Origin of the sequence: Pseudomonas sp. MBLB4123, assembly GCF_051904775.1 — a bacterium.
In the GTDB taxonomy this organism is placed as follows: domain Bacteria; phylum Pseudomonadota; class Gammaproteobacteria; order Pseudomonadales; family Pseudomonadaceae; genus Aquipseudomonas; species Aquipseudomonas benzenivorans_B.
The window spans coordinates 3,447,294-3,469,399 of sequence record NZ_CP196711.1; the positions used below are offsets into that span (position 1 = coordinate 3,447,294).

The window sequence follows — 22,106 nt, forward strand, 5'->3', positions numbered from 1 at the left end:
ACATGAGTGCAGTGATCGACCAGGGTCATGCCGCGCATGACCACCACCATGGCCCGGCCAAGGGCCTGATGCGCTGGGTACTGACCACCAACCACAAGGACATCGGCACGATGTACCTGTGGTTCAGCTTCGCCATGTTCCTGCTGGGCGGGTCGATGGCCATGGTGATCCGTGCCGAGCTGTTCCAGCCCGGCCTGCAGATCGTGCAGCCGGAGTTCTTCAACCAGATGACCACCATGCACGGCCTGATCATGGTCTTCGGCGCGGTGATGCCGGCCTTCGTCGGCCTGGCCAACTGGATGATCCCGCTGATGATCGGCGCGCCGGACATGGCCTTACCAAGGATGAACAACTTCAGCTTCTGGCTGCTGCCGGCGGCCTTCGGCCTGCTGGTCAGCACCCTGTTCAGCGCCGGCGGCGGACCCAACTTCGGCTGGACCTTCTACGCGCCGCTGTCCACCACCTATGCGCCGGAGAGCGTCACCTACTTCATCTTCGCCATCCACCTGATGGGCATCAGCTCGATCATGGGGGCGATCAACGTCGTCGCCACCATCCTCAACCTGCGCGCCCCCGGCATGACCCTGATGAAGATGCCGCTGTTCGTCTGGACCTGGCTGATCACCGCCTTCCTGCTGATCGCGGTGATGCCGGTGCTGGCCGGCTGCGTGACCATGATGCTGATGGACGTGCACTTCGGCACCAGCTTCTTCAGCGCCGCCGGTGGCGGCGACCCGGTGCTGTTCCAGCATGTGTTCTGGTTCTTCGGCCATCCGGAGGTGTACATCATGATCCTGCCGGCCTTCGGCGCGGTCAGCTCGATCATCCCGGCCTTCGCCCGCAAGCCGCTGTTCGGTTACACCTCGATGGTCTACGCCACGGCGTCCATCGCCTTCCTGTCGTTCATCGTCTGGGCCCACCACATGTTCACCGTGGGCATCCCGCTGACCGGCGAGCTGTTCTTCATGTACGCCACCATGCTGATCGCCGTGCCCACGGGGGTGAAGGTGTTCAACTGGGCCAGCACCATGTGGCAGGGCGCGATGACCTTCGAGACGCCGATGCTGTTCTCGGTGGCCTTCGTCATCCTCTTCACCATCGGCGGCTTCTCCGGGCTGATGCTGGCCATCGCCCCGGCGGACTTCCAGTACCACGACACCTACTTCGTGGTGGCCCACTTCCACTACGTGCTGGTGCCCGGGGCGATCTTCGGCATCTTCGCCTCGGTCTACTACTGGTTGCCCAAGTGGACCGGGCGCCTGTACGACGAGACCCTCGGCAAGCTGCACTTCTGGATGAGCTTCATCGGCATGAACCTGGCGTTCTTCCCCATGCACTTCGTCGGCCTGGCCGGCATGCCGCGGCGCATTCCCGACTACAACATGATGTTCGCCAACTTCAACATGGTCTCCTCGATCGGCGCCTTCATGTTCGGCGCGACCCAGTTGCTGTTCCTGTTCATCGTCATCAAGTGCATCAGAAGCGGCGCACCGGCGGCGGCCAAACCCTGGGATGGCGCCGAGGGGCTGGAGTGGAGCGTGCCGTCGCCGGCGCCCTATCACACCTTCCAGACCCCGCCGGACGTGAAGTAGGAGCAGACGCATGAGCGAAGCCATGGGAACCCGTCGCCTGGTCCAGCGCCTGCTGCTGGTGGTGTTGGCCATGTTCGGCTTCGGCTTCGCCCTGGTGCCGATCTACGACGTCATGTGCCAGGCCTTCGGCATCAACGGCAAGACCGCCGGCGCCTACCAGGGCGCCCAGGTGGTGGACGAGCGGCGCCAGGTGCGCCTGCAGTTCCTCGCCACCAACGCCGCCGGCATGTCCTGGGAGTTCCGCCCGCTGGCCGATGAGCTCACGGTGCACCCGGGAGCGAGCAACGAGATGCGCTTCGTCGCCCACAACCCCACCGACCGGCCCATGACCGCCCAGGCCGTACCCAGTGTGGCGCCGTCCAAGGCGGCGGCCTATTTCCACAAGACCGAGTGCTTCTGCTTCACCCAGCAGGTGCTGCAGCCCGGCGAGCGCATCGAGATGCCGGTGCGTTTCATCGTCGACCGGGACCTGCCCGAGGACGTCAAGCACCTGACTTTGGCCTACACCCTGTTCGATATCACTGCGCGTAAATCGCCTGTCGCCCAGGCGACCCTTGTCCGGGCGACTCCATAAGGAGCACAACAATGTCGAGTCACGAGCAGTACTACGTTCCGGCCCAGAGCAAGTGGCCGATCATCGCGACCCTCGGCCTGCTGATCACCGTCTATGGTGTCGGCACCTGGTTCAACGACCTCAAGGCCGAGCGAGCGGACTCCAACGGCCCGCTGATCTTCTTCATCGGCAGCCTGTTCCTGGCCTACATGCTGTTCGGCTGGTTCGGCAACGTGATCAAGGAGAGCCGCGCCGGCCTGTACAGCGCGCAGATGGACCGCTCCTTCCGCTGGGGCATGAGCTGGTTCATCTTCTCCGAGGTGATGTTCTTCGCCGCCTTCTTCGGCGTGCTGTTCTATGTGCGCACCTTCGCCGGGCCCTGGCTCGGCGGCGAGGGCGACAAGGGCATCGCCAACATGCTGTGGCCGGGTTTCGAGTACACCTGGCCGCTGCTCAACAATCCGGACCCCAAGCTCTATCCCGCGCCCAGCGACATCATCAGCCCCTGGCAACTGCCGCTGCTCAACACCGTGCTGCTGGTCACCTCCAGCTTCACCCTGACCTTCGCCCACCATGCCCTGCGCAAGAACCAGCGCAAGCCGCTGAAGCTGTGGCTGGCGCTGACCATCCTGCTCGGCGCGGCCTTTCTGGTGTTCCAGGCCGAGGAGTACATCCATGCCTACAACGAGCTGGGTCTGACCCTGGGCTCGGGCATCTACGGCGCGACCTTCTTCATGCTCACCGGCTTTCACGGCGCCCACGTGACCCTGGGTGCCCTGATGCTGACGGTCATGCTGGTACGCATCCTGCGTGGGCACTTCAGCCCCGACCAGCACTTCGCTTTCGAGGCGGCGGCCTGGTACTGGCACTTCGTCGACGTGGTGTGGATCGGCCTGTTCACCTTCGTCTATGTGCTGTGAACCGGCTACCAGGTGACCTGGGAGCCCAGCTGGCCGCTGTAGAAGCCCCAGGCGATCAGGCCGATTGTCAGCGCGGTGAGCGTCACCCGTACGGTCAGGGCGTTGACCAGGCGCGAACTGCGCCCCTCGTCCTTGACCAGAAAGAACAGGCCGCTGAACAGGCTGACCAGGGTGGCCAGCAGCAGGATGACGATCGCGACCTTGAGCATAGGGAACTCCGGGGAAGGGCAATGCGCGGTAGAGGCAGTATACCCAGCTTGATCGGTACATTTGCGGGGTGGCCATGAACGCCTTTCGCCCCGGCCTGCTGCCCAGCCTGCTGGTTCTGGCACTGCTACCGTCGCTGCTGGGATTGGGCTTTTGGCAGCTGGCGCGAGCCGAGCAGAAGCGCGAGCTGCTGGCCGTGCATCAGGCTCGCCGGCTCGCCGTACCCATCGAGGTAAACCAGTTGGAGCGCCGGGCAGACTGGGCCTATACCCGGGTCCGTCTGAACGGGCGCTTCGATGCGCGGCACATCCTGCTGCTGGATAACCGCATCCGCGACGGCCGGGCCGGGGTGGAGGTGCTGCAACCCTTCTACGACCAGCCCAGCGGCCTGTGGCTGCTGCTCAACCGCGGCTGGCTGCCCTGGCCGGACCGCCGCGTCGCACCCGCTTTCAGCACCCCCGAAGACAGGCTGAGCCTGACCGCCTGGGCCTATGTGCCGCCGGGCGAGCCTTTCCAGCTTGGCCGTGGGCAGGGACCGTCGGGCTGGCCGCAGCTGATCACCCAGGTCGAGCCCGAGGCCCTGTGGCAACGCCTGGGACGCGCCGGCCTGCGCCATGAGCTGCGCCTGGAGCCAGGCCCCGCGGCCTTCCAGGCCGACTGGCCGGTGGTCGCCATGAGCCCGGACAAGCACCTGGGCTATGCCGTGCAATGGTTCGCCCTGGCGGCGGCCCTGCTCGGCCTGTTCATCTATTTCGGTCTGCATAACGCGCGGGAGACTCGCCATGAACCCAGCCATCGCCCTGCCTGACGCCAAGACTGGCCGCCGCTGGCGCGGCCGCCTGCAGCTGCTGCTGATCCTCGCCGTGGTGATAGGCCCGATGATCCTGGCCAGCGCCATGTACCAGTGGCGTTTCTGGGTGCCGGAGACGCGCAGCTACCACGGCGAGCTGATCGGCACCGGCCTGACCCGCGCCGACCTGGGGGTGACGGCCGAGGAGGGTCGTTGGCAGCTGCTGGTGACCACCCCCGATGCCTGCGGGCAGGACTGCCAGCAACTGGTGTTCCTCGCCCGGCAGATCCACATCGGCCTCAATCGCGACGCCACGCGGGCCGCTCATGGGCTGGCCAGTGGCGAGGGACTGGACGCGGAGCTGGATGCCAGGCTGCGCCGCGAGTATCCGCAGCTGGATCGCTACCGCGTGCAGCTGCCGGTCTATCGGCAGGCCACCGGCGGCAGAGCAGGCGCCCAGCTGTGGATAGTCGACCCCCACGGCAACCTGGTGCTGCGTTACGACGGCCGCAGCAAGGGCAAAGCCATCCTCGACGACCTACGCTATCTGCTGAAGATCTCGCAAATCGGCTAAGGATTCGCCATGCGCAAACCCGGATACCCCCTGGCCCTGTTCGCCACCCTGCTGGCCCTGCTGGTGGTCATGCTCGGGGCCTATACCCGGCTCAGCCACGCCGGCCTCGGCTGCCCGGACTGGCCCGGTTGCTACGGTTTTCTCGGCGTGCCGATGAGCGAGCAGAGCCAGGCCCTGGCCGAGGCGCGCTTTCCCGAGGCGCCGCTGGAGGTGGCCAAGGGCTGGTACGAGATGATCCACCGCTATTTCGCCGGCAGTCTCGGCCTGGTGATCCTCGCTTTGGCCGTGCAGGCCCTGCGTCGGCGCGGCGAACCCGGCCAGCCGCTGCGGCTGCCGTTGCTGCTGCTCGGCCTGGTGCTGATTCAGGCGGCGTTCGGCATGTGGACCGTGACCCTCAAGCTCTGGCCGCAGGTGGTCACCGCTCACCTGCTCGGCGGTTTCGCCACCCTCAGCCTGCTGTTCCTGCTGACCCTGCGCCTGTCCGGAGCGGTCGCGCCCGTGCAACGGCCGCCCGCGGCATTGCGCGGCCTGGCCACATTGGCCCTGACCCTGGTGATCGGTCAGGTCGCCCTCGGTGGCTGGGTCAGCAGCAACTACGCGGCTGTCGCCTGCGTCGACCTGCCGACCTGCCACGACCAGTGGTGGCCGGCCATGGACTTCGCCAACGGCTTCCACCTGACCCAGCACATAGGCCCGAACTACCTCGGCGGCCAGCTCGACAGCGATGCGCGCACGGCCATTCATATGAGCCACCGCCTGGGCGCCCTGCTGGTCAGCCTCACCCTGCTACTGCTGGCCTGGCGCCTGCGTGTCGCCGGCGCGCCGCGCCTGGCGGGCCTGCTGCTGCTGGCGCTGGGCCTGCAGCTGGCGCTGGGCATCGGCAACGTGCTGCTGCATCTGCCGCTGGCCGTGGCGGTGGCGCACAACGCCGGCGGCGCCGGGCTGTTGCTGTGCCTGGTGCTGATCAACTACCGCCTGCACCCGGCCGCGTTGGCGGCTGCCGCGGCCCGTGTCCGGACGGCTCCGCCGCCGCCCAGCCACGGGCTGAGCGCGCTGCCGAACGAATAAGAAGAACGATCGAGGAGAGAAGCGATGGCTACCCTATTGCGCAAGCAACACGCCCAAGCCGGCTGGCGCGACTACCTGGAGCTGACCAAGCCGCGGGTGGTGCTGCTGATGCTGATCACGTCGCTGGTCGGCATGTTCCTCGCCACCCGTGCCGGGGTGCCCTGGCAGGTGCTGCTGTTCGGCAACCTGGGCATCGGCCTGTGCGCGGGCGCGGCGGCGGCGGTCAACCACGTGGTGGACAGGCGCATCGACTCGCTCATGGCGCGCACCCACAAGCGGCCGTTGGCCGAAGGCCGCGTCTCCCCGGTCGCGGCGCTGAGCTTCGCCCTGCTGCTGGCGGTGGCGGGCATGGCGCTGCTGCTGGCCTTCACCAACCCGCTGGCGGCCTGGCTGACCCTAGCCTCGCTGCTCGGTTACGCGGTGATCTACACCGGCTTTCTCAAGCGCGCCACGCCGCAGAACATCGTCATCGGCGGCCTGGCCGGGGCCGCGCCGCCGCTGCTCGGCTGGGTCGCGGTGACCGGGCATATGAGCGCCGAACCCTTGCTGCTGGTGCTGATCATCTTCGCTTGGACCCCACCGCACTTCTGGGCCCTGGCCATCCATCGCAAGGCCGAGTACGCCAAGGCCGATATTCCCATGCTGCCGGTGACCCACGGCGAGCACTACACCAAGGTGCACATCCTGCTCTATACCTGCGTGATGTTCGCGGTCACCCTGCTGCCCTACGCCATCCACATGAGCGGCCTGCTCTACCTGGTCTGCGCCGTCGGTCTGGGCCTGCGCTTTCTGCACTGGGCCTGGGTGTTGTACCGTGACAGCCGGCCGCACGCGGCGATCAGCACCTTCAAGTACAGTATCTGGTACCTGTTCCTGTTGTTCATCGCCCTGCTGGCCGATCACTACCTGCTGCTCAACCTGTAAACGTTGGTGCCATGACCCGTACCCAGAAGACCGTTTTCATCCTCGTCGCCGTGGTCGCCTTGATCCTCGGCCTGACCGTCAACAAGGTGCTGACCAGCAAGGGCCAGGCCGACCCCACCGCGCTGCTGGATGCCGGCATCGTGCTGCTGCCGCAGAGCCGCGATCTGCCCGAGCTGAGCCTAATCGACCAGGACGGCCAGGCGTTCAGGGTCGACCGGCTGGAGAACCAGTGGAGCCTGCTGTTCTTCGGCTACACCTTCTGTCCGGACATCTGCCCGGCCACCCTCGCCGAGCTGCGTCAGCTGCGTACCCTGCTGCCCGAGGCGGCCAGGGACAACCTGCGGGTGGTGCTGGTCAGCGTCGACCCCCATCGCGACACGCCGGAGCAGTTGAAGAAATACCTGGGTTATTTCGATGCCGACTTCATCGGCCTGACCGGCGAGCTGGATGCCATTCAGAAACTGGCGAACGCCGTGAGCATTCCCTTTATCCCGGCCGACACCAGCGAAGAGAACTACACGGTGAACCACAGCGGCAACCTGGTGATCGTCGGCCCGGATGGCACCCAGCGCGGTTTTATCCGCGCGCCGCTGAAGAACGCCAAGCTCGCCACGCAGCTGCCCGATCTGCTTAAGCCGGCCGGCTGAGCCCGCCGCGACTGCCCGGCCGGCTATTTAGCGAACAGCTGGCCGATATCCTTGAACGCCTTGAACTCCAGGGCGTTGCCGCAGGGGTCGAGGAGGAACAGGGTGGCCTGTTCGCCGACCTGGCCCTGGAAACGCACATGGGGCTCGATGACGAAGCGGGTGCCCCTGGCGACCAGGCGATCGGCCAGGCGCTGCCAGTCGTCCCAGGCCAGCACCACGCCGAAGTGCGGCACCGGCACCTCGTGGCCGTCCACCGGGTTGCCGTGCGCCGCCTCCTGATACGCCATCTGCGGCGCCTGGTGGATCACCAGCTGGTGGCCGAAGAAATCGAAGTCCACCCATTGCTCGCTGCTGCGGCCCTCGGCGCAGCCGAACAGCTCGCCATAGAAGTGCCGGGCGGCAGCCAGATCGAAGACGGGAATGGCCAGGTGGAAGGGCGCGAGTGACATGGTGAGGCTCCTGTAGGGGCGATGTCCGCTCCATTCTAGTAACGGCGAAATCGATTGAAAGCGAATATCCTTGTGCGCGAGCACAAATAAAATCGATCAATCGAGGCGGCCATGCTGCGTGAGCTGAAAACCTTCCTGATGGTCGTGCGTCACGGCACCTTCGCCGCCGCCGGCCAGCACCTGGGGCTGACCCAGTCGGCGGTCAGCGCGCAGATGCGCGTGCTGGAGCAGCACCTCGGCGTGCGCCTGTTCGATCGCAGCGGCCGCGCCGCGGTGCTCAACGCCGCCGGCCGGCATGCCCTGCCGCTGGCCGAACAGATACTCGCGCTCTATGGGCAGATGGCGCAGCCCACGGCCCTGGCCGAGTGGCAGGGCGAGTTGCGCATCGGCGCCATCGCCACGGTGCAGACCGGCCTGCTGCCCCAGGCCCTGCCGCGCTTTCGCGCCGCCGCGCCGCGGGTCGAGTTGAAGCTGGTGCCGGGGGTGTCCCTGCAGTTGCTGAGCCAGGTGGATGCCGGCGAGCTGGACCTGGCGCTGCTGATCCGGCCGCCGTTCGAGTTGCCCAAGGAACTGCTGCAAGTCGGCCTGGCCCGGGAACCCTTCGTGTTGATCGCACCCCAGGGGATCGAGGGCGACGAGCCCCTGCGCCTGCTCGCCGAGCAACCCTTCGTGCGCTACGACCGCAGTTCGTTCGGCGGCCGGCGGGTCAGCCAGTTCCTGCGCGAGCAGCGCCTGGAGGTGCGCGAGGCGCTGGAACTGGACGAGCTGGAGGCCATCGTACGCATGGTCGAGTGCGGCCTCGGGGTGTCGCTGATTCCGCGGGCCGGCCTGTGGCTGCAGCGGCCGACCCAGCTGCGGGTGATCGAGCTGGGGCCGCTGACCTTCCACCGCGAATTGGTCGCGGTCATGCACCGGGCGCAGCGCCAGCCGGCGCTGGACTGCCTGCTGGATTGTCTGCGGGCGCAGGTGGCCGGCGAGGGGGCGGCGGTTTGCGTCTAGATCAGTGCCTGCTCGGCGCACACGCAGAGAATCTGCTCGCGCAACCAGACGGCGGCGGGGTCCTGATCCTGGGCGCGGGACCAGAACAGCTCCAGGGAGAACTCCGGCAGTCCCGCAAGCGGGCTGGCGAGGGTGCGGGGGTCTCCCAGGTGGGCATAGATCCGCCCCGGGAGCATCAGCAGCAGCGGACTGTGCGGGATCAACTGCAGTGCCGCCAGGTAGTTGCTGGTGCGCGCCGCCACCTGGCGGGCAAGGCCTTGCTCCTGTAGCCAGCCATCGACCATGTTGCGCGCCGAATCCCAGGGGGTGGGGAATACCTGGCGCCGCTCGCAGAAGTCCTGAAGATCGCGTATCGCGGGGGCGGCAGCATCGCGCACGCACAGCAGTTCGTCCTTGAACAGGGCCAGGCCGACCAACTCGGGATGGGCGCGGTGCAGGTGGGGGCCGAAGCCGATGGCGAGATCGAGGTTGCCCTGGGTCAGCTCATCGGCGGGAATCTCCCCGGCCAGGCGCTGGATCTCCAGGTTGACCGGATAGTTGTGGGCACTGAGTCGGCGCAGCAGCGGCGGCAGGATCAGCAGCTCGAAGTACTCGGGCGCGCATAGCCGAAATGTCCGCGGCGCCTGCAGCGGATCGAAGGCGCTGGCCTCGCTGTAGCAGCGATTGATCGACTCGACCATGGCCAGTGCATGGGGACGTATCGCCTGGGCCTTGTGCGTGGGGAGCATGCCGCTGCGGGTGGCGATGAACAGCTCGTCGGCGAAGCTGCCGCGCAGTTTCTTCAGGCTGTAGCCGACGCTCGACGCGCTGAGGCTGAGACTCTCGGCCACCTCGCCGAGGTGGCGCCGCTGGCAGATCTCGAGGAACACCAGCAGGTCCTGGATATCGATCTTGCGCAGACTGTTGGCGAGCAGCATGGGGCGCTTCCTGTGGCCGGGGGCCCCATCAGAACCGCTGGCGGCAGCGGCGGCAAGCTCGACTTGCGATTCTGCTAGCCGGCCGGCACGGTTTGGCCGCCATCATTGCGGAAGTGTCTGGCGTAGTCCCGGGGTGCGAAGCGCCAGGAGGCCAGCAGCAACAGCAGCATGATCCCCGCCAGGGCCAGCCAGGCGGCGCTGAAACTGCCCAGGGCATCGCGCAGCAGCCCCGCCAGCCAGGGCGAGAGGCCGGCGATCAGGTAGCCGATGCCCTGTACCCAGGCGGTCAGCCCGCCGGCTTGATGTGGATCGTCGAGGTGGTCGAGGCAGAGGATCAGGCTCAGCGGGAACAGCCCGCCGATGCCCAGGCCCAGCAAGGTCGCCCACAGCCAGGGCGCGGCCAGCGGGGCCAGAACCAGCCCCAGCAGGCCGCCGCAGATCAGCGACAGCAGGCCGCCGAGCACGGCGCGGCGGTCGTTGCTGCGACTCGCCAGCCACGGCGACAGCAGCCCCGAGAGCACCTCCATGCCTGTCAGGAAGGCGAGCAGAAGCCCGGCCCGTTGGCTATGCCAGCCCAGTTCGATGAAGTAGGGCGCCAGCCAGGCCAGCACGCAGGTATAGCCGGCGGTGCCCAGGCCGAAGAACAGCGCGAGCAGCCAGGCCCGGGGGTAGCGGGAAAAGCGCAGGCGCGGCTCGTCGGCGTTCCGGGACGCGTCGCCCAGGCGCGTCAGCCCTGACGGCAGGCTCAGCCACAGCGGCAGCGCCAGCGCGGCGAGCAAGGCCCAGATGCCGAGGCCGGCGCGCCAGCCGCTGCCGAACTCGGCTACGCTCGGCGCCAGGCCGGCCGCCAGGGCCGCACCGGCCATGATGGCGGTGACATACAGCCCCATCGGCAGGGCCACCTGCTGGCCGTAGCGTGCCTTGAGCAGCGCCGGCAACAGCGCCTGGATCTGGGCGATGCCCAGGCCGGCCGCGCAGGCGCTGAGCAGCAGGTCGAGCACGCCGACGCTGAACAGCCGGGCGAGGCTGGCCGAGCCGAGCAGCAACAGCGCCAGGCCGATGGAGCGGCGCACGCCGAAGCGCCGGGCGATGTCCAGGCCGACGAACATCGCCAGGCCGATGCTCATCACCGGCAACAGGGTCAGCAGTGCGGCGCTGGCGAAGCTTATGCCCAGTTCGCCGCGCAGTTCCGCCAGCAGCGGGCCGACGGCGGCCATCGACGGGCGCAGGTTGAGGCCGATCAGGATCACGCAGGCGCTCAGCCAGAGTCGTGCGCGTCCTACTGGAGGGTGTAGTGGATGCATCCTGGGCTCCAACCGTGGGCGGGCGGTCATTGCGCCAGGCCTGGCGGGAAGGGACAACTCAAAAAACCGTGGACCCCTGCGGAAAATTGCGGCGCGGCGATGGCCGCCCAGAAACGACGAACCCCGCACAGGGCGGGGTTCGGCATGGCGCGGGAGGTGCAGCCGGCTTAGAAGGCCGGCACCACGGCGCCCTGGTACTTCTCGGCGATGAAGGCCTTCACTTCGGCGCTGTTCAGCGCCTTGGCCAGCTTCTGCAGGGCCGCGCCGTCCTTGCTATCGGCGCGGGCCACCAGGATGTTGACGTAGGGCGAGTCGCTGCCTTCGATGGCCAGGGCGTCCTGGGTCGGCTTGAGGCCGGCTTCCAGGGCGTAGTTGGTGTTGATCAGCGCCAGGTCGACCTGATTCAGCACCCGCGGCAAGGTCGCCGCTTCCAGCTCGCGCACCTTGATGGCCTTGGGGTTCTCGGCGATGTCCTTGGGCGTGGCGAGGATGTTGCCGGCGTCCTTGAGTTTGATCACCCCGGCCTTCTGCAGCAGCAGCAGGGCGCGGCCGCCGTTGGTGGCGTCGTTGGGGATCACCACCTGGGCACCCTCGGGCAGTGCGTCCAGGCTCTTGTGCTTGCTGGAGTAGGCGCCGAAGGGCTCGACGTGCACGCCGGCGACGCTGACCAGCTCGGTGCCGCGACTCTTGTTGAACTCGTCGAGGTAGGGCTGGTGCTGGAAGAAGTTGGCATCCAGGCGTTGCTCGGCCACCTGCACATTGGGCTGCACGTAGTCGGTGAACACCTTGATCTCCAGCTCGACACCGTCCTTGGCCAGGGCCGGTTTGACGAACTCGAGGATCTCGGCGTGAGGCACCGCGGTGGCGGCGACGGTCAGGCTTTCCGCTTGGGCGGACAGCGCGGCGAAGGCCGCGGCGGCAACTAGCAGTTTTTTCATGAAGGGCTCCTTGTGGGATCGGCGAGCGGCAGCGGGTTGGCTGCCTTATTTTCTGGAGAAGTGCACCACCAGCTTGTCGCCGGCGCTTTGCAGTATTTGCACGAGGACCAACAGCAGCACCACGGTGACCAGCATCACGTCCGGCTGGTAGCGCTGGTAGCCGTAGCGCACCGCCAGGTCGCCGAGGCCGCCGCCGCCGATCAGGCCGCTCATGGCGGTGTAGGACACCAGGGTGATGGCGGTGACGGTCACCGCCGCGACCAGGCCGGGCAGAGCCTCGGGCAGCAGGGCGTTGGTGATGATCTGGCGGGTGGTCGCGCCCATCGCCTGGGTCGCCTCGATGATGCCGCGGTCCACTTCGCGCAGGGCGGTCTCCACCAGGCGGGCGAAGAAGGGCGTGGCGCCCACCACCAGCGGCGGGATGGCGCCGGCCACTCCCAGGGAGGTGCCGGTGACCAGCACGGTGAGCGGGATCATCAGGATCAGCAGGATGACGAAGGGCACCGAGCGCAGCACGTTGACCAGCAGCGACAGCACGGCATACAGCGCCTTCTGCTCGAACAGCTGGCGCGGTCCGGTGAGGAACAGCAGCACGCCCAGGGGCAGGCCGAGCAGCACGGTGAACAGCAGCGAGCCGCCGAGCATGCTCAGGGTATCCAGGCTGGCCTGCCCGATTTCCAGCCAGTCGACGTTGGGAAACAGTGCGTCCATCAGCGCAGCACCTCCAGGTGCACGTCCGCCGCCTCGAAGCGGGCGATGGCGGCGTCCAGGTCGCCGCCGGTCAGGGCCAGGGTCAGCTGGCCGTAGGGGGTGTCTTTGATCCGGTCGATGCGCCCGGCCAGGATGCTGTAGTCGACCCCGGTGTCCCGCGCCACGGTGCCGAGCAGCGGCGCGTAGGTGGCCTCGCCCTGGAAGGTCAGGCGCAGGATGCGCCCGGCGACATGGGCGAAGTCGTCGCGCTGCTCGTTCTCGTCGACGTGCTCGGATTCCAGCACGAAGCGCTGGGTGGTGGCGTGCTGCGGGTGCAGGAAGACCTCGGCCACCGGCCCCAGTTCGACTATCTGGCCGGCGTCCATCACCGCCACGCGGTCGCAGACGCGGCGGATCACGTCCATCTCGTGGGTGATCAGCACGATGGTCAGGCCCAGCTCGCGGTTGATCTCGGCCAGCAGTTGCAAGACCTGCGCGGTGGTCTGCGGGTCGAGGGCGCTGGTGGCCTCGTCGCATAGCAGGATCTGCGGCTCGGTGGCCAGGGCGCGGGCGATGCCGACCCGCTGCTTCTGGCCGCCGGACAGCTGCGCCGGGTACTTGCCCGCGTGGTCCTGCAGGCCGACCCGCGCCAGCAGCGCGGCGACCCGCCGGTCGATGTCGCGGCGCGACAGTTCGCCGGCCAGCTTCAGCGGCAGGGCGACGTTGTCGGCCACGGTCTTCGACGACAGCAGGTTGAAGTGCTGGAAGATCATCCCCACCCGCTGGCGGAAACGGCGCAGGCCATCGGCATCCAGGGCGGTGGTGTCGAGGCCGTCGACCAGGATGCGTCCGCCGGAGGGTTCCTCCAGACGGTTGACCAGGCGCAGCAGCGTGCTCTTGCCGGCGCCGGAGTGGCCGATGATGCCGAACACCTCGCCGCGGGCGATGTGCAGGTCGGTCGGCTGCAGGGCCGGGATGGCGCGTCCGGCGACGTGGTACGCCTTGTGGACAGAGTGGAATTCGATCACGCGGGAAACCTTTTGGGTTCGTCGAGCTGGCGGGTAGGCCGTGAAGGGCGGCTAGTCTACCGGGGGTTGTTTAGGTCGCGAAAATCTTTGTAGACCTATGTTTATAGCGAAATTGCATTACTGAATGGGCTCCACACGGCCGGGCGAGCCCGGCCGTGCCCTGCCTCGCGGCCGCTTAGGGTCGGCGGGTCGGGCTGAGCACCAGCTGCGGCACCTGTCCCGGCTTGAGCACCTGGGTCAGGCGCGGGCTGAAGGCCGGGTCCAGGCGCTTGACCCGGGCGTTGAGCAGGGCGGCGACCCACTGGTAGTCCTTGGCCTGGCGCACCTCGATGCGCACCGCGCAGCGGAACGCCACCACGTCCTCGGCGACCCGGTCGAGCAGGTTGCGCAGGCCTTCGTTGTCCTGCCGGTCGAGCATCGGCAGCGGTACCGCGCTGCTGGCGGCGCTGGGGTCGATCAGCCGGGCCCGGGAGGGCGCGAACTCGCTCGGTGTATTGGGCAACTCGGTCGCCTGGATGGCCGCGGCCTGGCGTTCGGCGGCCAGGCGCAGCTGGCGCGCCTGTTCCTGGCGCGCCTCCGCGGCCCGTGCGGCGGCCTGTTCGGCGGCGCTGCGGGCACGGTCGGCGGCATCCAGTTCGGCGTCGCGGGCCTGGGCGATGGCGCCGTCCAGGCCGGTGGTCAGGGCCGGGGCCTGGGGCATCAGGCGGCGGGCATGGCTCAGGGCCGTGGTGGCACTGTCCAGATCGCCACTCTGCAGGGCCTGCTGGCCTTTCTGCAGGTAGGCCTCGGCCAGTTGCCGCTGGTACTGCTCCAGGCGGGTATCGCCGTCGGCCCGCTGTTGCAGGGCCGCGAGCCGGGCTTCGGCGGCTTCCAGCTGGCCTTTCGCCAGGCTCTGGTCGAGTTGGCGAAAGGCGCTGACCAACTCGTCGGTCGGCATATCGGCGACTTGCGGAGCCTGTTGGCAGGCGGTCAGCAGCCAGCCAGCCGCGATCAGGACCAGGCAACGTGAGGCGAACGACTTCATGGCTGAGAGTCTCGAGTTGTGCAAAAAGTGCGCAAGTCTACACCGCCCGACCGGCAGGCACCAAACCGTGTCGCGGCCGGGTTCAGGCCATGCGCCGCGGCCAGGCCAGGCTCAGTAGGAACAGGCTGGCCGCGGCGACCACGATCGACGGGCCGGCCGGGGTGTCCTGGAACCAGGACAGGCTGAGCCCGCCACACACCGCCAGGACCCCCAGCAGGCTGGCGCCCAGGGCCATCTGCTCCGGGGTGCGGGCATGGCGCTGGGCGGCGGCGGCGGGAATGATCAGCAGCGAGGTGATCAGCAGCACCCCGACTATCTTCATCGCCACGGCGATCACCACGGCGATCAGCAGCATCAGGGCGAGACGGATCGCCGCCACCGGCAGGCCCTCGACCCGGGCCAGTTCCTCGTGCACGGTGATGGCCAGCAGCGGCCGCCACAGCAGGCTCAGCAGCAGCAGCACCAGGGCGCTGCCGGCGAGAATCCAGGCCAGGTCGACCGGGCCGACGGCCAGCAGGTCGCCGAACAGGTAGCTCATCAGGTCGATGCGCACCTCGCGCATAAAGCTCAGCACCACCAGGCCGAGGGACAGGGTGCTGTGGGCGAGGATGCCCAGCAGGGTGTCGGAGGCCAGCGGCTGGCGGGTCTGCAGGGTCACCAGCAGCACGGCCAGGAGCACGCAGCCGACCGTCACCGCCAGGGTCGGGCTGACGTCCAGCATCAGGCCCAGGGCCACCCCGAGCAGGGCGGCGTGGGACAGGGTGTCGCCGAAGTAGGCCATGCGCCGCCACACCACGAAGGAGCCCAGGGGGCCGGCCACCAGAGCCAGGGCCAGGCCGGCGAGCAGGGCGTTGAGCAGAAAATCAGCCATGGTTGCAGCCATCCCCGTGCACGTGCGGCTTGAGCGGGCCCTGGATCGTCAGGCCGCCGCGCGCCTCGATCACCGCGCCGTGCAGGTCGTGTTGGTGATCGTGGTGGTGGTGGTAGACCGCCAGGCTCTGGGCATCCTGGCCGAACAGCTCGACGAAGGCCGGGTCGAAGCTGACCTGCTCGGGGTGGCCGGAGCAGCACACGTGGCGGTTGAGGCAGACCACCTGGTCGGTGGTGCTCATCACCAGGTGCAGGTCGTGGGAGACCATCAGCACGCCGCAGCCATGGCGGTCGCGCAGGCGGGTGATCAGGCGGTACAGCTCGGCCTGCCCGGCGACATCGACGCCCTGCACCGGCTCGTCCAGCACCAGCAGCTCGGGCTTGCGCAGCAGCGCCCGGGCCAGCAGCACGCGCTGCAGCTCGCCGCCGGAGATGCCCTGCACCGGGCTGTCGAGCACCTGGCTCGCGCCGACCTCGGCCAGGGCGGCCTGGGCGCCGGCGCGGTCGACCCCCGGCACCAGGCGCAGGAAGCGCAGCACCGAAAGCGGCAAGGTGGCGTCGACGTGCAGCTTCTGCGGCATGTAGCCGATGCGCAGCTTCGGCTTGCGCCAGACGTTGCCGCGGTCGGGCTTGAGCAGGCCGAGCACGGTGCGCACCAGGGTGGTCTTGCCGGCGCCGTTGGGGCCGATCAGGGTGACGATCTGCCCCGGCTCGACGGCCAGCTGCACGTCCTGCAGCACGTTCTGCCCGGCGAAGCTGACGCCGACGCCGTCCAGGCGGATCAGGGGCTCGTTCATGCAGCCTCCCGGCAGCCGGCGCACAGGCCGACCACTTCCACGGTCTGGCTGTCGACGCTGAAGCCCACGGCGGCGGCGGCCGCGACTATGGCCTGGCTGATCGATGTCTGCTCCAGCTCGATGGCCGCGTGGCACTGGCGGCAGATGAGGAACTGGCCCTGGTGCGCGTGCTCGGGCTGGTTGCAGCCGACGAAGGCGTTGAGCGAGGCGATGCGGTGCACCAGGCCGTGCTCCAGGAGGAAGTCCAGGGCGCGGTAGACGGTCGGCGGCGCGGCGCGGCGGCCGTCGGCCTCGCTCAGCACGGCGAGGATGTCGTAGGCGCCGAGCGGCTTGTGGCTTTGCCAGACCAGTTCCAGCACACGCTTGCGCAGCGCCGTCAGGCGCAGGCCCTGGCGACTGCAGATGGTCTCGGCCTCGGCCAGGGCCTGGCTGACGCAGCGGGAATGGTCGTGGGGGCGCGAGGCCAGCGGGGTGAGGATCATGGGCGGCGACAGCCTTGCGGTAGAGACGTTATTATATTACCTGTTTCTTCCAGCCCGAGTATTCGCCGTGCCGCGTCTTTTTTCCGCCGTCAGCCTGCTGTTCGCGACCCTCTTCCCCAGTGTCAACGCCCAGGCCGAGGTGCGCCTGCTGACCTCCATCAAGCCGCTGCAGCTGATCGCCGCGGCGGTGCAGGATGGCGTCGGCAGCCCCGAGGTGCTGTTGCCGCCGGGCGCCTCGCCGCACCACTATGCGTTGCGTCCCTCCGACGTGCGCCGGGTGCGCGAGGTGGAGCTGTTGTACTGGGTCGGCGCCGATCTGGAGAGCTTCCTGCCGCGGGTGCTGGAGGCGCGGGACAAGCCCAGCGTGGCGGTGCAGGACCTGCCCGGCATGCAGCTGCGGCATTTCGGCGACGCACACGACGACCACGCGGGTCACGACGAGCACGAGGGACACGCTGGCCATGACGAGCACGAGGATCACGCCGACCGGGAGGCCGCGGCGGACGAGCACGACCACGCCCACCGCCCCGGCAGCCTGGATGCCCACCTGTGGCTGGCGCCGGCCAATGCCCGGGTGATCGCCGCGCGCATGGCCGCCGACCTGGCCGCCGCCGATCCGGCCAACGCGCCGCGCTACGAGTCCAACCTGGCTGCCTTCGAGGCGCGCCTGGCGGCTCTCGACCGGCGCCTGCGCGCACGCCTGAGCGGCATCGCCGGCAAGCCCTATTTCGTCTTCCACGAGGCCTACGATTACTTCGAGGCGGCCTATGGCCTGCGTCACGCCGGGGTGTTCAGCCTCGGCGGCGAGGTGCAGCCGGGGGCGCGTCACGTGGCGGCGATGCGGGCGCGCCTGGCGCAGGCCGGCCCGAGCTGCGTGTTCAGCGAACCGCCGCTGCGTCCGCGTCTGGCCGACACCCTGAGCGCCGGCCTGCCGGTGACCCTGGCCGAGCTGGATGCCATGGGCGGCGCCCTGGCGGTCGAGGCCGGTGCCTACGAGCGGCTGCTCGAACAGCTGGGCGAGAACCTGGCGGGCTGCCTGGAGCGCCTGTAGCGCCGCGCGGCGATCGGCGCGCCGTCACGACCGCCGTGCAGGGGCTAAGGTAGAAGTCAGCGGCCCCGTGGTTGCAGGCCGGCGAGCGATGCGCCGCCTGCCGCCGACCCCGGTCAGGGCCGCGTGCTCGGCGACGGGAGGACGGCAATGGCCAAGCGCGGCACGACCCCATCGACGGCGGCCCCGGTGATCCCGCTGCAGGCCGCCGCCCTGGACATCTGGGCGCACAAATACTGCCTGCGCGATGCCGGCGGCACTGCGCTGGACGCCAGCGTCGAGCAGACCTGGCAGCGCATCGCCCGCGCCGTGGCCGCCGTGGAGGCGCCCGAGCGCCGCGAGCACTGGTACCGGGAGTTCCTCTGGGCGCTGCGTCACGGCGCCATCCCCGCCGGGCGCATCGTCGCCAACGCCGGTGCCAGCGAGCACAAACCGGCCACCTCGACCATCAACTGCACCGTCTCGGCGACCCTCGAGGACTCGATGGAGGCGATTCTCGGCCGCCTGGTCGAAGCCGGGCTGACGCTCAAGGCCGGCTGCGGCATCGGCTACGAGTTCTCCACCCTGCGCCCGCGCGGCGCCCGGGTGTCCGGTGCCGGGGCGCAGACCAGCGGGCCGCTGTCGTTCATGGATATCTACGACAAGATGTGCTTCACCGTCAGCTCGGCCGGCGGCCGCCGTGGCGCGCAGATGGCCACCTGCGACATCGCCCACCCGGACGTGCAGGCCTTCATCGAGGCCAAGCGCGAGGACGGCCGCCTGCGCCAGTTCAACCTGAGCCTGCTGGTCGGCGACGACTTCATGCAGGCGGTCGAGCAGGACGCCGACTGGCCGCTGCTGTTTCCCGTGCATGCCCAGGAGCGCGCCGGGCTGGACCTGGACGATCCGGCCCAGGTGCGCTGGCGCGACTGGCCGCTGCAGCAGGGCTACTGCGTGGACGCGGCCGGCCGGGTGGCCTGCAAGGTTCATGGCAGCCTGCCCGCCCGCGAGCTGTGGGACCGCTTGATGGCCGCCACCTACGACTATGCCGAGCCGGGCTTCATCCTCATCGACCGGGTCAACCAGTGGAACAACAACTGGTGGTGCGAACATATCCGCGCCACCAACCCCTGCGGCGAGCAGCCGCTGCCGCCCCATGGCTCCTGCCTGCTCGGCTCGATCAACCTGACCCGCTTCGTCCTCGACCCCTTCGGCGCCGCGGCGCGCTTCGACTGGGAGGCTTTCCGCCGGGTGGTGCGCATCTTCACCCGGCTGCTGGACAACGTGGTGGAGATCAACGGCCTGCCGCTGGCCGAGCAGCGTGCCGAGATACTCGGCAAGCGCCGCCACGGCATGGGTTTCCTCGGCCTGGGCTCGGCCCTGGCGTTGCTCAAGCTGCGTTACGGCAGCGCGCAAGCCTGCGTGTTCACCGAGGAGGTGGCCCGGGAAATGGCCCTGACCGGCTGGCAGGTGGCCCTGGAGCTGGCCGAGGAGAAGGGCCCGGCGCCGCTGTTGGCCGAGGACTTCGAGGTGACCGCGCGGATGCTGCGTCTGCGCCCGGAGATGGCGGCCGACGGCTACCGGGTCGGCGACAGGCTGCCCGGGCGGGTGCTGCACGCCAGGTACTCGCGCTACATGCAGCAGCTGGCCGAGCAGGCCCCCGAGCTGGTGGCGGCCCTGGCCGAGCGCGGCGCGCGCTTCACCCACCACAGCTCCATCGCCCCCACCGGCACCATCAGCCTGAGCCTGGCCAACAACGCCTCCAACGGCATCGAGCCGAGTTTCGCCCAGCACTACTGGCGCAACCTGATCCGTCCCGGGCGCAAGAGCAAGGCGCGGATCGAGGTGTTCAGCTACGAGCTGCTGGCCTACCGCGCCCTGGTCAACCCGCGGGCCCTGCCCGGCTCGGCGGACCCGGCCGAGCGCCTGCCCGACTACTTCGTCAGCAGCGAGGACATCGGCCCCACCGAGCACGTGGACATCCAGGCGGCGGCGCAGAAGTGGATCGACTCGTCGATCTCCAAGACCGCCAATGTGCCCGCCGATTACCCCTTCGAGGCGTTCAAGGACATCTACCTGTACGCCTGGCGCCGGGGCCTTAAGGGCTGCACCACCTTCCGCTTCAACCCGGCGGCGTTCCAGGGTGTGCTGGTCAAGCAGGCCGATCTGGCGCGCACCCGCTACCGTTTCGAGCTGGCCGACGGCAGCCAGATCGAGCTGCAGGGCGACGAGGAGGTCGAGTACGACGGCCAGCTGCACAGCGCGGCCAACCTGTTCGAGGCGCTGAAGGAAGGCTACTACGGCAAGTACTGAGCGGCGCTGCGCCAGTCCTGGGCGGCGCGATGGAGGCGAGCATGGCGGTGAAGATCGAACAACGCATCACGGGTTTCCAGCTGGTGGACGAGGCGCCGGCCTCGCCGCCCGCCGAGGCGACGCCGGCGCCGGTGCAGCTGGACGAGACCCTGCAGCGTCCCGAGACCCTGTTCGGGGTGACCTACAAGATCAAGTCGCCGCTGTTCGAGCATGCCCTGTACGTCACCATCAACGACATCCTGCTCAACGCTGGCACGCCCCACGAGCAGCGCCGGCCCTTCGAGATCTTCATCAACTCCAAGGGCATGGAGCACTTCCAGTGGATAGTGGCGCTGACCCGGATCATGTCGGCGGTGTTCCGCAAGGGCGGCGACTGTACCTTCCTGGTCGAGGAGCTCAAGGCGGTGTTCGACCCCCGCGGCGGCTACCTCAAGCGCGGCGGGGTGTACATGCCGTCGCTGGTGGCGGAGATCGGCGCGGTGCTGGAGCGCCACCTGAGCGCCATCGGCCTGCTCGAAGGCCACGAGCTGGACGCCCAGCAACGGCGTCAGCTGGCGGAGAAGTGGGCGGTCTACCAGGCCAGTCAGGACGCCGCGGCGCTGGAGCCCGGCGAGGGCTTCCCGCCCGGCGCCCGGCTGTGCGGCAAGTGCCAGACCCAGGCGGTGGTGCAGCTGGAGGGCTGCGCCACCTGCCTCAATTGCGGCTATTCCAGGTGCGGCTAGCTAGAGGGCGAACGGCAGGGGCAGGTCGACCCGCTGGCGCCGGGCCAGGCGGCGGAGGAACTCGTTGGGGTCGTGGATCAGCACTTCCTGGCCGGCGAAGGACTCGGCGGCGATCAGCCGCGAGAGCCAGAAGCGCACGCAGGCCACGCGCAGCAGGGTCGGCCACAGCTCGGCCTCGGCGGCGCCGAACGGCCGCAGCGCGGCATAGGCGCCGAGCAGGGCCTGGGCGCGGGCGTGGTCGAGGCTGCCGTCGGCCTCCGAGCACCAGTCGTTGAGGGTGATCGCCAGGTCGTAGAGCATCGGCCCCGAGCAGGCGTTGTAGAAGTCGATCACCCCGGTCAGGTGGTTGCCGTCGAACAGCACGTTGTCGCGGAACAGGTCGGCGTGCAGGTTGGCCCGCGGCAGGGCGAGGATCTTCGCCTTGAGCGCGGCGATCTCGGCCAGGGCGTCGCGCAGCAGCGGCAGGTCGGCTTCCGGCAGCTTCAGGGCCAGGCTCGGCCCCTCGGCGAGCATCCAGTCCAGGCCGCGATCGCTCCTGCGCTCCAGGGTATGGCCGCGGGTGGCCAGGTGCAGGTGGGCCAGCAGGCTGCCGACCTCGGCGCAGTGATGGGCGTTGGGGTGGCTGATGTGCTTGCCGGGCAGGCGCGGCTGCAGCAGCGCGGGCTTCTCCGCCAGTTCGCGCAGGGCCTCGCCGCTCTCGGTGCGCAGGGCATAGGGCACCGGCAGGCCGGCCTCGTGGAGCACGTCGAGCAGCTCGATGAAGAACGGCAGGTCGGCGCTGGGGCCGCGCTCGATCAGGGTCAGGACGAACTCGCCCTGTTCCAGGCTGACGAAGAAGTTGCTGTTCTCGCTACCGGCGGCGATGCCCTGGAAGTCGCGCAGGCGACCGAGCCCGTAGGGCGCGAGAAAGGCTTCCAGTTCATGGCGTTCGAGGGGGGTGAAAACCGACATATCAGGATCGCTTTACCATTTGAAGATTTCCCACGCCGGAATCAGCATGTCCGGATGGTCGGAGCGCACGAAGTTGCCATCGCTGCCATCGGCACGCACCAGGAAGTAGGGTTTGCCGCCTTTCGGCGTGACCTTGATCGCATAGAGGAAGCCATTGACCCGGTACTCCTGGATGGTCTTGTCGCCCTCCTGGCGGATGGTCACGTCCGGTTCGCCGGACACCGGTTCCTCGGCCAGAACCGCGGCCGGGGCGAATGCCAGCAGACTGGCCAGCAACAGGCGATTGACTGTGCGCATGATAACCTTGTCCCTTTGTCGTC

25 protein-coding genes are annotated in these 22,106 nt (G+C 68.6%); 12 read left to right on the forward strand and 13 right to left on the reverse strand.

The window, feature by feature from the left end:
* The first annotated feature begins 2 nt into the window (after positions 1–2).
* The 3 genes from ctaD to ACSX1C_RS15990 are packed head-to-tail and all read left to right on the forward strand — an operon-like array spanning position 3 to position 3,065.
* Positions 3–1,592 (forward strand): cytochrome c oxidase subunit I, encoded by a 1,590-nt coding sequence (gene ctaD, locus ACSX1C_RS15980; protein WP_318644227.1) that lies wholly within the window; start codon positions 3–5, stop codon positions 1,590–1,592.
* Positions 1,593–1,602: 10 nt separating this feature from the next.
* Positions 1,603–2,166 (forward strand): cytochrome c oxidase assembly protein, encoded by a 564-nt coding sequence (locus ACSX1C_RS15985; protein ID WP_439886949.1) that lies wholly within the window; start codon positions 1,603–1,605, stop codon positions 2,164–2,166.
* 11 nt (positions 2,167–2,177) lie between these two features.
* A complete protein-coding gene (locus ACSX1C_RS15990) occupies positions 2,178–3,065 on the forward strand; it encodes a cytochrome c oxidase subunit 3 (RefSeq protein ID WP_439886950.1) in 888 nt (295 codons plus the stop codon).
* A 5-nt stretch (positions 3,066–3,070) separates the two neighbouring features.
* On the opposite strand, the gene ACSX1C_RS15995 is transcribed toward ACSX1C_RS15990, so the two are convergent.
* Complete coding sequence (locus tag ACSX1C_RS15995; RefSeq protein WP_439886951.1) at positions 3,071–3,274, reverse strand: twin transmembrane helix small protein; 204 nt, start codon at positions 3,272–3,274, stop codon at positions 3,071–3,073.
* Between the two features lie 74 nt (positions 3,275–3,348).
* Here ACSX1C_RS15995 and ACSX1C_RS16000 point away from each other — a divergent pair, with 74 nt between their 5' ends.
* The 5 genes from ACSX1C_RS16000 to ACSX1C_RS16020 are packed head-to-tail and all read left to right on the forward strand — an operon-like array spanning position 3,349 to position 7,275.
* The gene (locus ACSX1C_RS16000; RefSeq protein ID WP_439886952.1) at positions 3,349–4,080 is read left to right on the forward strand and encodes an SURF1 family protein; all 732 of its coding nucleotides are present in this window, start codon (positions 3,349–3,351) and stop codon (positions 4,078–4,080) included.
* Complete coding sequence (locus ACSX1C_RS16005; protein WP_439886953.1) at positions 4,055–4,636, forward strand: hypothetical protein; 582 nt, start codon at positions 4,055–4,057, stop codon at positions 4,634–4,636. Before ACSX1C_RS16000 ends, ACSX1C_RS16005 begins: the two co-directional genes overlap by 26 nt.
* Positions 4,637–4,645: 9 nt before the next feature.
* Positions 4,646–5,704 (forward strand): COX15/CtaA family protein, encoded by a 1,059-nt coding sequence (locus ACSX1C_RS16010; RefSeq protein ID WP_439886954.1) that lies wholly within the window; start codon positions 4,646–4,648, stop codon positions 5,702–5,704.
* A 24-nt stretch (positions 5,705–5,728) separates the two neighbouring features.
* Entirely contained in the window at positions 5,729–6,628 is a 900-nt protein-coding gene (gene cyoE / locus ACSX1C_RS16015; RefSeq protein ID WP_439886955.1) for a heme o synthase, read from the forward strand.
* A gap of 11 nt (positions 6,629–6,639) precedes the next feature.
* Entirely contained in the window at positions 6,640–7,275 is a 636-nt protein-coding gene (locus tag ACSX1C_RS16020; RefSeq protein WP_439886956.1) for an SCO family protein, read from the forward strand.
* 23 nt (positions 7,276–7,298) lie between these two features.
* Here the strand turns inward: ACSX1C_RS16020 and ACSX1C_RS16025 are convergent, their stop codons facing one another.
* Entirely contained in the window at positions 7,299–7,724 is a 426-nt protein-coding gene (locus ACSX1C_RS16025) for a VOC family protein (protein ID WP_439886957.1), read from the reverse strand.
* A gap of 111 nt (positions 7,725–7,835) precedes the next feature.
* Here ACSX1C_RS16025 and ACSX1C_RS16030 point away from each other — a divergent pair, with 111 nt between their 5' ends.
* Positions 7,836–8,723, forward strand: coding sequence for a LysR family transcriptional regulator (locus tag ACSX1C_RS16030; protein WP_439886958.1), 888 nt, complete (start codon positions 7,836–7,838; stop codon positions 8,721–8,723).
* On the opposite strand, the gene ACSX1C_RS16035 is transcribed toward ACSX1C_RS16030, so the two are convergent.
* The 9 genes from ACSX1C_RS16035 to zur form a co-directional block, all read right to left on the reverse strand.
* Positions 8,720–9,640, reverse strand: a complete 921-nt coding sequence (locus ACSX1C_RS16035) for a LysR substrate-binding domain-containing protein (RefSeq protein WP_439886959.1) — start codon at positions 9,638–9,640, stop codon at positions 8,720–8,722. The genes ACSX1C_RS16030 and ACSX1C_RS16035 overlap by 4 nt on opposite strands.
* 74 nt (positions 9,641–9,714) lie before the next feature.
* Positions 9,715–10,944 carry a cyanate transporter gene (locus ACSX1C_RS16040; protein ID WP_439886960.1) on the reverse strand — a complete coding sequence of 410 codons (1,230 nt, stop codon included), beginning with the start codon at positions 10,942–10,944 and terminating at the stop codon, positions 9,715–9,717.
* A gap of 167 nt (positions 10,945–11,111) precedes the next feature.
* The gene (locus ACSX1C_RS16045; RefSeq protein WP_439886961.1) at positions 11,112–11,882 is read right to left on the reverse strand and encodes a MetQ/NlpA family ABC transporter substrate-binding protein; all 771 of its coding nucleotides are present in this window, start codon (positions 11,880–11,882) and stop codon (positions 11,112–11,114) included.
* 45 nt (positions 11,883–11,927) lie between these two features.
* Positions 11,928–12,593, reverse strand: coding sequence for a methionine ABC transporter permease (locus ACSX1C_RS16050; protein WP_439886962.1), 666 nt, complete (start codon positions 12,591–12,593; stop codon positions 11,928–11,930).
* Positions 12,593–13,600: a methionine ABC transporter ATP-binding protein gene (locus ACSX1C_RS16055; protein ID WP_439886963.1), complete on the reverse strand. Its 1,008-nt coding sequence runs from the start codon at positions 13,598–13,600 to the stop codon at positions 12,593–12,595. The genes ACSX1C_RS16050 and ACSX1C_RS16055 overlap by 1 nt, the downstream gene beginning before the upstream one ends.
* A gap of 175 nt (positions 13,601–13,775) precedes the next feature.
* Complete coding sequence (locus tag ACSX1C_RS16060; RefSeq protein WP_439886964.1) at positions 13,776–14,624, reverse strand: PA5502 family lipoprotein; 849 nt, start codon at positions 14,622–14,624, stop codon at positions 13,776–13,778.
* An 82-nt stretch (positions 14,625–14,706) separates the two neighbouring features.
* Positions 14,707–15,495, reverse strand: coding sequence for a zinc ABC transporter permease subunit ZnuB (gene znuB, locus ACSX1C_RS16065; RefSeq protein ID WP_439886965.1), 789 nt, complete (start codon positions 15,493–15,495; stop codon positions 14,707–14,709).
* Positions 15,488–16,291, reverse strand: coding sequence for a zinc ABC transporter ATP-binding protein ZnuC (znuC, locus tag ACSX1C_RS16070; RefSeq protein WP_439886966.1), 804 nt, complete (start codon positions 16,289–16,291; stop codon positions 15,488–15,490). Before znuC ends, znuB begins: the two co-directional genes overlap by 8 nt.
* On the reverse strand, positions 16,288–16,773 hold the full coding sequence (zur, locus tag ACSX1C_RS16075; RefSeq protein ID WP_439886967.1) for a zinc uptake transcriptional repressor Zur: 486 nt from the start codon (positions 16,771–16,773) through the stop codon (positions 16,288–16,290). The genes znuC and zur overlap by 4 nt, the downstream gene beginning before the upstream one ends.
* A gap of 67 nt (positions 16,774–16,840) precedes the next feature.
* Between zur and znuA the strand changes: the two genes are divergently transcribed.
* The 3 genes from znuA (at position 16,841) to ACSX1C_RS16090 (ending at position 20,835) form a co-directional block, all read left to right on the forward strand.
* On the forward strand, positions 16,841–17,824 hold the full coding sequence (znuA, locus tag ACSX1C_RS16080) for a zinc ABC transporter substrate-binding protein ZnuA (RefSeq protein ID WP_439886968.1): 984 nt from the start codon (positions 16,841–16,843) through the stop codon (positions 17,822–17,824).
* A 147-nt stretch (positions 17,825–17,971) separates the two neighbouring features.
* The gene (locus tag ACSX1C_RS16085) at positions 17,972–20,113 is read left to right on the forward strand and encodes an adenosylcobalamin-dependent ribonucleoside-diphosphate reductase (protein ID WP_439886969.1); all 2,142 of its coding nucleotides are present in this window, start codon (positions 17,972–17,974) and stop codon (positions 20,111–20,113) included.
* Positions 20,114–20,142: 29 nt separating this feature from the next.
* The gene (locus ACSX1C_RS16090) at positions 20,143–20,835 is read left to right on the forward strand and encodes a TSCPD domain-containing protein (RefSeq protein WP_439886970.1); all 693 of its coding nucleotides are present in this window, start codon (positions 20,143–20,145) and stop codon (positions 20,833–20,835) included.
* Here ACSX1C_RS16090 and ACSX1C_RS16095 read toward each other — a convergent pair whose 3' ends face one another.
* Together ACSX1C_RS16095 and ACSX1C_RS16100 are read right to left on the reverse strand one after the other, a co-directional pair.
* Positions 20,836–21,786, reverse strand: a complete 951-nt coding sequence (locus tag ACSX1C_RS16095; protein ID WP_439886971.1) for a homoserine kinase — start codon at positions 21,784–21,786, stop codon at positions 20,836–20,838.
* Positions 21,787–21,798: 12 nt separating this feature from the next.
* A complete protein-coding gene (locus ACSX1C_RS16100; protein WP_318644204.1) occupies positions 21,799–22,083 on the reverse strand; it encodes a DUF2782 domain-containing protein in 285 nt (94 codons plus the stop codon).
* Positions 22,084–22,106 lie beyond the last annotated feature (23 nt).

Coding starts and splice junctions, on each gene's coding strand:
- ACSX1C_RS16010 (WP_439886954.1), top strand. CDS start 4,646: ATGCGCAAACCCGGATACCCCCTGGCCCTGTTCGCCACCCTGCTGGCC.
- ACSX1C_RS15995 (WP_439886951.1), bottom strand. CDS start 3,274: ATGCTCAAGGTCGCGATCGTCATCCTGCTGCTGGCCACCCTGGTCAGC.
- ACSX1C_RS16040 (WP_439886960.1), bottom strand. CDS start 10,944: ATGCATCCACTACACCCTCCAGTAGGACGCGCACGACTCTGGCTGAGC.
- ACSX1C_RS16020 (WP_439886956.1), top strand. CDS start 6,640: ATGACCCGTACCCAGAAGACCGTTTTCATCCTCGTCGCCGTGGTCGCC.
- ACSX1C_RS16000 (WP_439886952.1), top strand. CDS start 3,349: ATGAACGCCTTTCGCCCCGGCCTGCTGCCCAGCCTGCTGGTTCTGGCA.
- ACSX1C_RS16085 (WP_439886969.1), top strand. CDS start 17,972: ATGGCCAAGCGCGGCACGACCCCATCGACGGCGGCCCCGGTGATCCCG.
- ACSX1C_RS16060 (WP_439886964.1), bottom strand. CDS start 14,624: ATGAAGTCGTTCGCCTCACGTTGCCTGGTCCTGATCGCGGCTGGCTGG.
- ACSX1C_RS16005 (WP_439886953.1), top strand. CDS start 4,055: ATGAACCCAGCCATCGCCCTGCCTGACGCCAAGACTGGCCGCCGCTGG.
- ctaD (WP_318644227.1), top strand. CDS start 3: ATGAGTGCAGTGATCGACCAGGGTCATGCCGCGCATGACCACCACCAT.
- ACSX1C_RS16050 (WP_439886962.1), bottom strand. CDS start 12,593: ATGGACGCACTGTTTCCCAACGTCGACTGGCTGGAAATCGGGCAGGCC.
- ACSX1C_RS16025 (WP_439886957.1), bottom strand. CDS start 7,724: ATGTCACTCGCGCCCTTCCACCTGGCCATTCCCGTCTTCGATCTGGCT.
- ACSX1C_RS16100 (WP_318644204.1), bottom strand. CDS start 22,083: ATGCGCACAGTCAATCGCCTGTTGCTGGCCAGTCTGCTGGCATTCGCC.
- ACSX1C_RS15985 (WP_439886949.1), top strand. CDS start 1,603: ATGAGCGAAGCCATGGGAACCCGTCGCCTGGTCCAGCGCCTGCTGCTG.
- znuC (WP_439886966.1), bottom strand. CDS start 16,291: ATGAACGAGCCCCTGATCCGCCTGGACGGCGTCGGCGTCAGCTTCGCC.
- ACSX1C_RS16090 (WP_439886970.1), top strand. CDS start 20,143: ATGGAGGCGAGCATGGCGGTGAAGATCGAACAACGCATCACGGGTTTC.
- ACSX1C_RS15990 (WP_439886950.1), top strand. CDS start 2,178: ATGTCGAGTCACGAGCAGTACTACGTTCCGGCCCAGAGCAAGTGGCCG.
- zur (WP_439886967.1), bottom strand. CDS start 16,773: ATGATCCTCACCCCGCTGGCCTCGCGCCCCCACGACCATTCCCGCTGC.
- ACSX1C_RS16035 (WP_439886959.1), bottom strand. CDS start 9,640: ATGCTGCTCGCCAACAGTCTGCGCAAGATCGATATCCAGGACCTGCTG.
- ACSX1C_RS16045 (WP_439886961.1), bottom strand. CDS start 11,882: ATGAAAAAACTGCTAGTTGCCGCCGCGGCCTTCGCCGCGCTGTCCGCC.
- znuB (WP_439886965.1), bottom strand. CDS start 15,495: ATGGCTGATTTTCTGCTCAACGCCCTGCTCGCCGGCCTGGCCCTGGCT.
- cyoE (WP_439886955.1), top strand. CDS start 5,729: ATGGCTACCCTATTGCGCAAGCAACACGCCCAAGCCGGCTGGCGCGAC.
- ACSX1C_RS16095 (WP_439886971.1), bottom strand. CDS start 21,786: ATGTCGGTTTTCACCCCCCTCGAACGCCATGAACTGGAAGCCTTTCTC.
- ACSX1C_RS16030 (WP_439886958.1), top strand. CDS start 7,836: ATGCTGCGTGAGCTGAAAACCTTCCTGATGGTCGTGCGTCACGGCACC.